Annotated in this window: 2 protein-coding genes; both read right to left on the bottom strand. The window is 37.0% G+C overall.

The window, feature by feature from the left end; translation table 11 throughout:
* Positions 1–178: 178 nt before the first annotated feature.
* Positions 179–1171, bottom strand: a complete 993-nt coding sequence (locus tag EM932_RS01760) for a PorP/SprF family type IX secretion system membrane protein (protein WP_246040829.1) — start codon at positions 1169–1171, stop codon at positions 179–181.
* Positions 1172–1204: 33 nt separating this feature from the next.
* Positions 1205–14449: a T9SS type B sorting domain-containing protein gene (locus EM932_RS01755; RefSeq protein WP_135874837.1), complete on the bottom strand. Its 13245-nt coding sequence runs from the start codon at positions 14447–14449 to the stop codon at positions 1205–1207.
* Between the last annotated feature and the right edge of the window lie 14 nt (positions 14450–14463).

Genomic DNA, 14463 nt, shown 5'->3' with positions numbered 1-14463 from the left:
AGGGATTAAAATTTAAACAAATCTATAAAAAGAAATTAGATTGTTAAATTATTTAAAATAAAACACACCAAAAAAATGAAACGAATTATTATTCACTAATACAATATAAACCCTCTTAATACAAACCGATAACGGATTATTAGTTGGATATTATAAAAATAATCTGATGATCGACTAATTAATGCACTGGGCTTTGTGTACATGGACAGTTACTAATACCTCGTAAAAAGTCTAATCCGATAGTTACCATATGAGTTCCTGAGTTGAACCCAGATAAGTTATTGGTTGTTATTTGATACGCATATCCTAAATAGAAAATAGATTTCTTAAATCCTACCATGGGCCCTATGTTTAAAGGTTTAAAAAATTGATCATTAAGAAAACGATAGGATATCCCAGCCCAATAATAATCTTCCTTTCTATTAAATTTTCTGAATTTAAAATTAATATCGGTACTTGATCTGCTATCACTACTGAATAATTGATAATAAATTGATGGCTCATATTCTAAACCACTCTTTTTAGGACCTCTAAATGTGTATCCTGAATAAATTTGATAATTTAAAAGTAAATTAGGCTCATCTTTTAAAGCTCTAATAGTTTCATCGAAATCTTTACCCTTACCTAATATATTATTTGCATTAAAGCTCATAAAAAACCCTTTAAATCGATACAAAGCACTAACATCAAAGTTATTATTTGTAATTGCTCTGTCATCTGTTGGAATATTAGTAACTGGGTTTTGAGAATTATTTTCAAATTTATCAACGTCAATTCTAAAACTATTCAAGTTATAAGAAATACCAAATGATAAGTACATTTTTGCATAGTAATCTAAAATAAGGTGATGTGCAAACGAAAATTTAGCACCTTTTTGAATGGTAAGCCCATTGCTATCATTATAAAGCGACACACCTACTCCAGAACGATCAGCAATTCTAAAATCAGCATAGACAGATTGATTCTGTGGTGCATCTTTTATACCTACCCACTGTGTTAATCCGTTAGCTCTAACCTTTAAATTGTCTCCAATTCCTGCATATGCTGGAGAGACTACAAAATTATTTTCTGCCAAATATTGTGTAAAAACAGGTAAGTTTAACTCTTGGCTATAGCTGTTAGCTATAACCAAGAGAAACATATATATAAATAATTTTTGTATTCGTATCATTCTAATTTTCAATATCATAATCCTTTATTTTCATTATCTATAAAGTGTAAAGTGTCCAACAAATTCGCGATCATCTTTTGGATCATTAAGTTTTAATATATACCAATAATCTCCAGTTGGAAGCTCTGCATTATTATATTTACCATCCCATGTATCTCCAACATGTAATGTTGCAATTGCTCGACCATATCTATCGAAAATATCGAAAGTAAGATCTTTGTATTGAGATGTACAACCTGGTCCCCATTCGTCTTGATCATTATCTCCATTCGGGGTAAAGTAATTAGAAATACATACATCTATATATTCAAAATATCTGGTAACAGTCGCCACACAACCATTTCTATCTGTTACAGTAACGGTATAATCTCCAGATGAATAAATAAGGAATGTGTTAGTACTGCCATAAGACTCGTCATTAAGCGTGTATTCATACGGTTCTGATCCTCCTGTTGTCACAGCAACGATTTCGTTTAATCCGCCATCTTCTAAAACAAGCGTTAATGGATCCGATTGATCAATATCAAAACCTTCCGTTCTTTGAATACATCCATTTGTATGTCTTACATCTACATAATGATCTAACCCAGCTGGCACATTTACAAATACATTGCTAGCTTGATATGGTGCACCATCTAATGAATAATCAAGATCTGTTAAGTCTGTTATACTAACATCTACAGTTACCGTAACGGTGTTTGTTGTTATATTTCCAGTACAAGCATACTCTACAGCAGTTTCAGGATTAATCCTTACTGATGACGGGAATGCGATAGTCCATTCAGATTCACAATTACGAGCATCTCTAACATACACAATATGGTCTCCTCCACCTAGATTATCAAAATCAAACTGTGTTTGAGTGGCTGTTCCAGCCACATAAGTACCATTTATATCATCTATAGCGACACTGTATGGTAAATTACCTCCTGAAATATCAATGCTAAATGATCCATCTGCATCACCCTCGCAAATCTCAGGAATTAATGAACCAGGTACTAGACTTACTAATACTGGAGTTGGCGAACCAATGGTAAAAGTATCAAACACGAAACATCCTAATTCATCCTGTGCAATGGCCTGATAAGTACCAGGAGCAAGGTTTTCAAATGTAGATGTTTCGAAAAACTGATCTAATCTTGGTGAAATGGCATATCTAATCAATCCAGTACCACCAGATGCATTTATTTGTAAAATACCATCATCAGAACCTGGACAAGTCACTTCTGTCGTTACAAAATCTGCGATTAATGGTTGTGCAGGCTCAGTAATATCAATTCTTGCAGAAGTGATTAAACAATCAAGGCTTTCTACTCTTACCTGGTAACTTCCTGCAACAAGTTCGGTGAAAACACCTGGACTATTTTGAGTTACTGGAGTTATATCATTTCCAGATGTATCCTGTAAGGTATAAACATAACTGCCTAAACCACCTTGAGCTGTTGCGGTTATAACACCCGTGTTATCACCAGCACAATTTATATTAACAGACTCCAAATCAACTGTTAAAGCTGGTAGTGGGTCTATTATAATTTCATTAGAAACATTCGCATTACAACCATTAGCATCTCTTACATAATAAACATGAGATCCTACTGATACAGGGAATGTTACCGATGAAGGGAATGATCCTAGAGTCGTAACAAAATTTTGAGTATCACTATATGTATAGGGTCCTGTTCCTCCTGTAGCGCTTAATGTTAACGTAGCACTTGTTAAACAAGTTTGTGAAGTCTCTTTTGCTAAAGTTACTTGTACTTGAGTTGGCTCATTTATAACGACGTTAGGCGAATTAAATTCACAATTATATCCATCGGTTACTGTAACGTTATAAGTTCCTGCACCCAGATTTGTAAATACTGGATCTGTTTGAGGTCCTGACGACGTTACCGCAGGTGAAACCATATTAAGCGTATATGAAAAATTACTTCCTTGTCCACCTGTAACTGCACTTACAGTTATTGTTGCATTTGTATCACCAAAACAAGATAATAAGCTTGCACTTGGAGTCACAGTCGCTGAAATTGGTGTTGGAATATCCAAAGTAATTGGATCGGAAGCTATACAGCCCCCAGCATCTCTAACATTTACTGTATAAGCACCTGCTGATAAATTTGTAAACGTTCCGTTTGGAGAATATGCTACCGTTGCCGCTCCTGTTAATTCATACTCATAAGGTATTCTTCCCCCACTAGCTACAGCCGTAATAGTACCTACATTATTATCGCAGGTTACATTTGCTGTTTCTGTTGCTACCAATGTTAATGCACTGGCAGGAGAATCTATAGTAATTACATTTGATGTTGTAGTACAGAATGGGCTTGCCGTTTCTGTTACTACCACAGTATAATTACCTCCTGTTAATCCTGTTACCAGTTCAGGGTTTGTTAATGTATTAGCTGCTGTAAGACCTCTTACTGAAGCTCCTGTGCTATCTAATATATCATAATTATAAGGTCCTGTATAACCACTTATATTAAGTTCAAATCCACCATTATTATCTGTAAAACAGGTGACTTGAGTTGGTGTATTTATTACTGCATCAATAGTATCAAAAGGCAGTACTTCATATGATGCATCTATAGTACATCCAGTATCTAAATCATTCACTTGGAAATGGTAAGTTCCTGGATTAGTTATACTAAATATATTAGATGCTTGTGGCGTTCCACTAGGCAACATTTGAAAAGTAAAGTTACCAGATCCTCCTGTTACAGTTATATCAACCGAACCTGTGCCATTACAATCAATAGGTGTAGCTACCGCTACTGTTGCAGCAGTTAGCGTTGGTAATGGTGCAATATTTACAGTATTGCTCTCAATACACCCATTATTATCTCTTACAAAAATATTAATGGTTTGCGGAACACCTGTATCAATGATATCAAATGTATTCGTTGTGAAATAATTTGTACCATCAATACTATATGTATATGGTGCGGTTCCTGTTCCTGCGCCTTCATTAATAGTTAATGTGCTTGTGTTTACAGAATTATCTGGTGCACATGTATAAGGCGTTGCGGTTCCTGAAACCGTTAAAGCTAACGGCTCATCAACTCGAACAACTGCAGTATTAGTGCACCCCTTACCAGAAGTTACTTCTACTGTGTAATCTCCAGCTACTAAATCTTCAAAAAGATTTGAGGTTTGCGAAGGTCTTAAAATAGGTCCTGCAATAATCTCATAAGTATAATTTGGATCATCATTACCAGGGCTTAGGTTTACAGTAATGGAACCATCATTACCATTAGTACAACTAACATCAACTACAGCTGTTGTAAATGTTACAGGTATTGTAGCATTGGTTGTTATTACATTTGTTTCTGTTGTACAACCATTTACATCAGTAATTTCAAACTGATATGTATCTGCCGTAGCGTTGTTATAAGTAAATGTAGTTCCTACAAATGGTATTTGTGGCCCTGCATAAGCAACACCCCCTATACTAACTCTATAAGAATACGGTCCATTTCCTCCAAGCACTTCAATATCCATAGAGGCATCAGTTGGAACTGAACATGTTAAATCTTTAGTTAAAGTGGCACTTGCTGCAAGTGGTGCAAAAACGTCTATTGGCGCCACAGTATTGGCAGTACAATTGTTTCCATCTCTAATAGTTACAGTATAACTTCCAGCTGTACTTACCGTAAATACGGGACTTGTTTGATAAGACATACCGCCATCAATACTGTAGCTTAATGGTGTTATTGCACCCGCTCCTGGTGTTGCTGTAATAGTAAATGATGCAGTTCCTGTACACTGATTATCTACAGCAGCTGTTACCGATGGTAATGGATCTGTAGCTATAGTAACATCTATTTGTTCTTGACATCCGTTAGCATCTTGTACCCAAACATCCCAATCTGTGTTTGTTGCTGGGTTTAAAAACGCAGTCGCATTACTTGTAAAATCCGCAGGCACTGGCGCAACGCCATCTTGAACAAAGGCATATGTATAACCTGGTGTTCCAAAGTTTGCTTCAACAGTTACCTGTGCATCTTCATTACAATTCGCATTTATATTTCCTGTTTCAGTAAGTGTTAATAAAGCTGGTTCATTAATCACTACTGAATCGGTTGCAGTACAGTCTGTTGTTTCGTCTGTTACAACGATTGTATAGGTTCCAGCAATTGATGGCGGCAAATTAATTGTTGTAGCTGATTGACCAACCACTGCTGCTGCTCCATTAATACTATAGCTATAAGTTCCAGCAAAATTTCCAACTGTAAAACTTCCTGCTCCAGTTGGAGTACCATTACAAGTTACATCGTTACCAAACACTCCTAAAACTGTAATGTTTGTTACATCTTCTACCGTATATGATTCTTCATATGTACATCCGTTAGCATCAGTTACTTCAAATAAATAAATATCTGGGGCTAATCCTGTAAAAATTCCAGAAGCAGCTCCTGTAGTATTTCCTGTGGCACTTGCCGGAGATAAAATAGCATAAGCTAACACGCCTACACCACCTGTTGTAGTTAAAGTAATATCGCTTGTTAAATTTGTACACGTTACTGGGGTTGAACTAAAAATTAAATCTGTTGGAGGCACTAATGCTGGAATATTTATTGGTACTACAGCACTTAAACATCCTCTACTATCTCTAACCATAGTATTTACTGAACCAGCTGTAGTGGTTGTAAAAATATTTACTGGTGTAAAATTCACACCTCCATCAAAACTATATACATACGGAGAGGTACCTCCCCCTGCATTAATCGTTATCGTAGCAGCTTGAGCAGCATTACCCGTTCCACAAGTTAATCCTTGTGTTAAAACTGGTGCTGAAGTAACCACTAAAGGTTCATCAATAACTACTGGTACCGCTGCTGAGTCACAATTTTTACTATCTCTCACAACAATGTTATATGTTGCTGGCACTAATCCATTAAATTCATTAGATGCCTGGAATGTAACTCCATTATCATTACTGTATTGATATGGTGGTATTCCATTAGATGCTGTTGCTACAATGCGCCCATCTCCCAGACCAATACAAGTTACATCAAAATGACTTTCTGTAGCGATTGGCGTTGTTCTTGGTGTTACTGTAACAGTATTAGATAAAGCTGGACATGCAGGAGGTCCCTGAGAATCAGTAACTCTAAACACATAATCTCCAGCGACACTTGTTGTAAAAGGAGAAACAGCAGGAGTAAAGCCTCCACTGTTAAAACTCACTTCAAAAGTGTACGGTCCTACTCCACCAGTTGGTGTTAACGTAATACTTGCATCAACGCCTTGACATTCTAAATCCTGTGTCATATTAGCATTAAGTAATAATTGAGGCTCTACAACATAAGATGTCGTTGCAGTACAGCCGTTACCATCACGAATACTTAAAGTATAGGTTCCAGGTGAAGCAATTGTAAAGTTAGGGCTTGCCTGGTAAGGACCAGCAACCCCATTAATACTGTATGCAGCTGTACCTACAAATACGTTTCCAGATAGCGTAATGTTAATAGGAGTTCCCGTATAACATTGTTGAGCAACTGGGTTTATAGTAGGTGGTTGATCTGTAGGTAATACCTCTGTATCAAATTGAACACATCCGTAAGCATCTCTTACATAAATACGATAAGTTGTGCTTCCTGCTAAATTAAACGTATTAGCAGCAGCCCAATTGGCTGGCACTACAGGACTTCCTGATACTACCGCTTGATATTCATATGGTCCAGTACCATTCGCTGCTGTAGCTGTAATAGTACCTAATTCATTACAATTTGCATTTTTTGAAACTGAAGCACTAATGGTTAATAAGGCCGCTGACTCTGTAATACTAAATGTAGTAGTTGAAACACTACAACCTGCATTAGTGGCTCCGGCGGACTCCGTTACTAGAACAAAATAATTACCTACTGGCAATGGGCCTAAATTAGAGACTGATAATGTCCCATTAGCAGGAACTGTTCCCGAGCCAGTCACACCCGTTGTAGCTACTGTATCGGAGTTAAAAATCTCATAAGTAACATCGGTCGTTGCTGGATAAACACTGGTAATATCAAAGCTTACATTTCCATCGTCACTTCCTGTACAAGTAATATTATTTTCAACAACTGGACTAGTTGTTAATGTTGAATTTGTTGGAATCGGAATTGTCGATGTTTCATAATAATAACAATTTGTTCCTGCATCATATATAATAAACGTATAGGTTACCCCTGGCAATAAATTAGTAAATGTTGTTTGTTGACTACCTAGTGCATCTTCATCTTGCCATGGTGGTCCTGGAGCATAAGTCATTCCAGGTCCAGTATAAATAGCAAAATGATACGGACCAACTCCTGCCAATGTAGTTCCCACTTCTACCAAAACAGATCCTCCAGTAGAACAATCTGGTGGTGGTGGTGCGCTAATACTTATATCCAGATCGTCTGGTGGTGATGCGACTAATACATCCTGAATCAAATCAGTACAACCATTAGCATCAACAATACGGATTTGATATAATCCGAAATCAACAACATCAAAACTTGTAGATGTTGTACCAGTTAGGTTATTTTCAGAATTAGAATAACCATTTATTCCTGTAACATAATAATCATAAGGAGCTGTTCCTCCTGTAACACCGTCAATTATAATAGATCCACTGGTTACTCCTGCTCCGCTACATGTAATAGGTATTTCATGATGAGTCGTAACAATAACTGATGGTTCACTAATTGCAATAGTATCAGTAGTCGTACACCCATTGGCATCTGTAACAGTTATAGTATAACTTCCCGCTGGCAGTCCACTAGTCTGCGTACCATAATTTGTGGTTGTTGTATCATTATTAACATTTATGGTATAAGGCGCTAAACCTACTGTATTATCTATAACAATATCAATAGCAGCTGTCGGGTCTCCAAAACATGAAATAAACTGTGTTTGTGTTACACTAGTAATAACTGGATTAACCGCAGTATTTGTTGTTATGATATTCGTTTCTACTGTACAACCATTGGCATCAGTAATTTCAAATCGATACGTAGTTCCAACAAGAGAAACTGGCGTATAAGTAAATACTGACCCGACAATTGGTATTTGTGGTCCTGCATAAGCAACGCCTCCTATACTAACTCTATAAGAGTAAGGGCTATTACCTCCAGATACTGTTATATCCATGGTCGCTTCTTGCGGTATTGAACATGTTAAGTCTTTTGTTAAAATAGCACCTGCTGTAACTGGTGCAAAAACTTCTGTAGTGGTAGCACTAGTTGCCGTACACCCATTACCATCTCTAATAGTTACGGTATAAGTTCCTGGTCCATTAACTGTAAACGTTGGACTAGTTTGATAAGAGGTTCCTCCATCTATACTATATGTTAGCGGTGTAATTGCACCTGCCCCTGGAGTTGCTGTAAAAGTAAATCCAGAAGTTACGCTACATTGATTAGATGCTAAAGGTGGTGTACTTACTGTTGGTAATGGATCGCTAACAATAGTAACCGTAGTCATTTCTATACAATCATTAGCATCTCTTACATATACATCCCAAACTAAATCTGCCGCCGAATTTGTATCGACTGTTATAACATTACCACTACTATATGCTCCAATTGCTGGAGCTGGAGCTCCTGTAATAACTGCGGCATAAGTATAACCTGGCGTACCATCTGTTGCTGTAACTGTAATTTGTGAATTATCATTCGTACAAAATACATTTGTTGACGTAGCGCTAAGTGCTAAAGCAGCTGCTGGTTCACTAACTGGTACAGTAAACGTGTCTGTACATCCAGTTGCTTCATCTGTTACAACAATTACCTGATCTCCTGCAGGTAATAATGTTAAAGGAATTGTTACTGCCGATTGTCCTGTTGTTGCTGGTAATACACCATTAATAGTATAACTATATGTGGTAGCAAAATTAGAAACTGTAAAAGTTACAGCACCATCTGTACCACCATTACAGCTTACATCGTTTACCAATGCTCCTGTTACTGTAATATTTACTACAGGCTCTATTCTATGTGATTCTGTATAATAACAACCATCAGCATCTGTTACTCTAAAAGTATAAGTAGTATCTGGTGCTAATCCTGGGAAAACTCCTGTTCCATTTGAAGTTACAAAAGCTGCAGGTGACGTTATTTCATAAGTCAATACTCCTACACCCGTTCCAACTGCTTGCGTTACTGTAGCTGTACTTGTTGTACTTATACATGTTATAGGTGTACTAGTAATGGTACCTGCCGTTGGCGGGTTTAGAGCTGTAATAATTACTGAACCATTAAAAATACATCCTTGATTATCTCTTACTGAATATGTAATGTTTTGGTTTGTACCATCATCATTCACATTGAATGTATTGGTAGCACTGTAACCAGATCCATTAAAGCTATATTGATAAGGTGCTGTTCCATCTGTAGCAGTTACAGTTACCGTAGCTGGTTGGCTTGCATTTGTAGCACTACAACTAAATGGTGTTACCGCATGTGTTGCTGCTAAAGCATCAGGTTCTGTTAAAGTTACCGTACCATTAAAAAGACACTCTTTACTATCCCTCACTTGGTATGTGTAAGCAATACCAGCACTTAATGTATCATAAAATGATGTTGTTGTAAAAGCGCTTCCGTTAAAACGATATTCATAAGGACCTTCACCTCCTGAGGCTATTATTTGTACCGAACCATTTGCCCCGCCATTACAAGTAGGGTTCACCGTAGTTACCGAAGCCGTTGGGTTTACTGCTGGATTTACAGTAACAACTCCAGATTCTACCTGACATCCTTGTGCATCGGTTACTCTAAATCTATAATCTCCCGGGGAAGCTACGGCTCTAACAAATGTTGTTCCCGCTATTGCTGTAGACAATGGATTATACGCCCCTCCATTAAAAGAGGTTGTATATTCATATGGTGGTGTGCCTCCCGAAATATTACCTGTAATTAAAGCATCAGGTGCAGCAGAACAATCTATGTCTTTGGTTAAAACGGCACTTAATGTTAATTGTGGTGCTATGGTTTGCGCTGGTAAAGTAACTTGACAACCGTAAGCATCCCTTACTATAATGGTATAGCTACCAGGAGTTAAACCAGTAAATGTATTGCTAGAACCAAAAGGGCCTCCATTAATATTATATTCAAAAGGAGCTTGTCCTCCAGATGTTACCGTTGCCACTAGTGTTGCTGCATTAGTCGTATCATAACATAAGTCTGATGCCACATCTATAGAAGCAACTGGTAATATTGGCAAACTTAAGGTAAATGTATCTGTCGCCGTACATCCATTTGAATCTGTAACAGTCGCTGTATAAGTTCCTGCTTGTGTTAAACCTCCAAAAGTACTACTTCCTTGTGGTCCTAAAACAGTTGTATCTGGTTGTGTTAATGTATATGAATTTCCACCCCAACCGCCTACGGCATTAAGAACAACGCTACCATCTGTAAGACAGGTAATAGGAGATTCAGTTGCTGTAATTGTTAATCCCGATGGGGGACCTGTAACAGTAACTGATGCTGTCGAAGTACAACCCGTACCTCTTTCAGTCACTGTAATAGAATAAGTACCTACTGGTAAATTATTCAATGTAATAGTTGGTGCTGTTTGTCTAGTGTCTGAACTATTTACAGGACCAGTAATATCATAATCATAAACATCGTTACCACCTGTAAAAGTTCCAATTACATTAAATTCAATTGATCCTGTTGCTGAATTAAAACAGTCAACATTGCTTAGTAATGTTCCTGTAACTTCTATTGGTGGTTCTGGTGCAAGACTATAATCTTCTTGGTAAACACAACCATTTCTGTCCGTTACCTCGAATGTATATACTCCTGCAGGTACTCCAGAATATTGTCCATCTGAATTTACTTGAGTTAAATAATTATATAGAGGAGAACCAACTGTTATATGTGGTGGGACTGCTATAATTTGGAATCTTATTGGTGGTAAACCACCACCCCATGATGGCAAATTAACATTAAAAGAAGAGGTCTCATCATCACAATCAAAACCTCCGTATGTAAATGTTAAATCCGTTGGAGGGTTTAATGGATCTATAGTTATAGGAGCTGTTACAGATGTACAATTATTTGCATCTCTTATTGTTACTGTATAATTACCATTAATTAAACCTGTAAATGTAAGCCCTGGTTGAAAATTTATGCCATCAATACTATATGAATAAGGTGCAGTTCCTCCAGAAACTCCTGAAACCGTTATTTCTCCATTAGTAGTACACGTATATGGAGTTGTTAAGGTTGCTGTTCCTGTAACCGCAGAAAGCTCTATGATATCTATAGTTTGTGGTGCCGTAACACACACATCTGTTCCTGAAGTATATTCAACTAATACCTCATAACTTCCAACTGCAAGTCCTGTGAAAACAGGTGAATTGGAATATGTCGCTCCATTATCAATACTATATCGTAATGTATTTCCGTTAGCATTCGTAACATTAATATCTATTTCTCCAACGTTTCCAGTACCTGCACATAAAATATCCGTCTTAGAAACAGTATAGGCAGGAGGTTGTATGGCATCTACATCTATTGAGATATCTACAAAACAGTTGTTAGAATCTACAACTCTAATATCATATGTTCCTGCTGCTGTAACTGGTATTTGTGGTAGTGTTTGGAATACCGTTGTACTATTTACAAAATAGAAATAAGGCGATGTTCCTCCAACAGGATACACGGTAATTTCTCCATCGGTACAAGTTAAAGGACTTGTTAAAGCCGCTGTAGCTTCCAACAATGTCGGGTTTATAATATCTATATCACCATTAAATACACAACCATCGTCTGTAGTAACGTCTATAGTATATGTTCCCGGATTTAAGTTAGGAAATGTATAATCACTTGCTACAATAGGACCTACACTATTTACTAATGTACCTCCTTGGGAAATTGAAAAATAATATTGTGGGCGCACATCATTAGCCGCTACTAAGACACTTCCCTGTCCGTTATGACATAAAGGTTGTGTGATGTCTGTTGTAACAGTAAAATTTCTTTCTCTTATTTGAATATCTGGTATTGTGAAGACACAAGGGTTAGGTGTAACACCTATCTGTCTAATATAAACGGTATAGATACCTGCCGTAGTAATAGAGAAAACATTACTAGGTTGAAAATTCACATTGTCAATACTATACTCATAGCCAGAAGGCACATCTGCTACAACTATTTCTCCTGGTGTTGTACAAATAATATCATTTGATGTTGCAGTTGGCAGCAATACATTTTCATAAACATTAAAATAATACTCATTAAAACAACCACCTGTATAATTTAACGTTAATCGGTATTGTCCAGCCGTGTCTACTAAATAATCTGGTCCGGTTTGTACTGTATTCCATGTACAAGTTGCTTCCTCATTGGCACATCTTATATCTGCAACTGCTGCACAGCTTGTTTCGTCCAGTCTTTGCCAAATTATTGAGTTGGCATCAGTAATATTTGTATCAATAAATGTTGTATCGGAGGCACCGCACATAAAAATATTAGGTAATTCTGTTCCGTCATCAGGACATTCAACGACCTGATCTGCAAATGGAATCACTGGATTTGGAACTCCTGCTCCATAAGTAATTACATTAAAAATCTGGTCGATAGATTGACAAGGTGCGGTTGCTGTATTACGAACCGTATACGTTCCTGGGGCTGTAACTGTTATGGATTGTGTTATTTCTCCCGTGGACCACAAATATGAATCGTAATCATCTCCTGCCATTAATACCACATTATCGCCACAAAGAATCACATCTTCTTCAAACGTACAATCAATATCGGCAATAAAGTTAGTAGCCCCAGGTATTAACAGACAACCTGTATTGGTGCTGAAACTTGGATCATCTGAAATAACAAACAAAGGATTTAAAGTACCTCTATAAGTTGAAAAAGCTTGGTTACTTACAATATTATCACAGGCATCATTCAGCAAACTACATTCCCTTACTACTGTAACTCTAAAACGGATTTCCAGTACAGGGTCATTTTCCTCTATTACAGAATCATCTACAGCAAAAATAAGCTCTCGCGTTGCTTGATTATAGCTTTGAACTGTAACCCCTGGAGGCAATAAACCCATATCGGCTGGGTAATCAAATTCAATATTATTAGGAAGTACATCTCTAATGGTTAGTCCCGTAGCATCATCGTTTCCTGTATTTTGAAAACCTATTACATAATTTAATTCATCTCCGAGATCTACTAATCCGCCTCCAATGTTATTTCCAAATTCATCCTCAACGGTCTTTGTAAGCACCATGTTAGGCGCAATAATATCTACCGCAAAAGCGAAGAAATATGGGAAATAGGTATCTCTACCTGTTTCCAAACGTACTGTAGCACTTGTGTCATTATTATTAATAACGCCATTTGCTGGATTAGGTACGGCCAATATACCCGTATCAAACCCTAAAGCATTACTACTATTAGGTACTCTGACAGGTGGACCTGTTACTGAACTGTTGAAAAAGTTATTTTCACCTCGATTCAGGTCAGACAACCTGGTTCCATTAATTATTAATCGGTCACCTGTAATTGGCTTATCACCTTCTAAAGCAGCAAATGCGAAATTCGCTCTAACTGGAGCTGGTGCTGGTACGGTTCTAAATCCTGAAACCGTAACATCTAATCCAGGAGTATTTCTTGTAATAGTACTAAAACCATCAAAACTAGTTATGGATTTACCTGGTAATGACGGGTTTTGATAAACTATAAATAAAGACCATCCAGCTGAGTTTCCTGTATAATTATCAAAAAGTTCTGTCTGACCTTGGGCTGATGATACATTAGCAACAGTATATGTTCCTTGATCGGTACCTAATGCCCTTATAATATTTGTTACATCTGCATAACATGCATATGGAAAACTATTACCCCCATCTACCGATGTGCTTCCTGCATTGAAAATAACGGTTCCAGTAATATCATTATATCCACCGGTTGGCCCCCTTAATTTCACAGCATCAATAGGCTCTGTACCATCTGTAACGGCACTCCAATATAAGCCGGCATGTACAATTTCATAACAATCATTAGCTGCGGGTGGGATATTAGGATTAATAGGGATTAGTAAATCCGCACTTGATGAACTAAACGTGGTTCCATCAGAATCAATGTCAATATATCGCATATTAACCTCATCGTTATATGTCGAATTATTATTGAAATCATTGTTATTTGGTCCCAAAATATTATTACCTATCAGTATGATATCACCCTTCAAATCTTGATTAAATCTAGGTGTGAAGGGCACTTGATTTTGAGCAAATAATTGTATGCTGAATAGTAATATCAGCAACACAATTAGTTCTTTTTTTAAAGTAGTAGGTTTTTTCATAATAGTTTATATTT

The sequence above is a fragment of the Flavivirga rizhaonensis genome, from assembly GCF_004791695.1.
Taxonomy (GTDB): domain Bacteria; phylum Bacteroidota; class Bacteroidia; order Flavobacteriales; family Flavobacteriaceae; genus Flavivirga; species Flavivirga rizhaonensis.
Note: the sequence above shows the minus strand (reverse complement) of the source record. Positions and strands in the feature narration are given on the sequence as shown.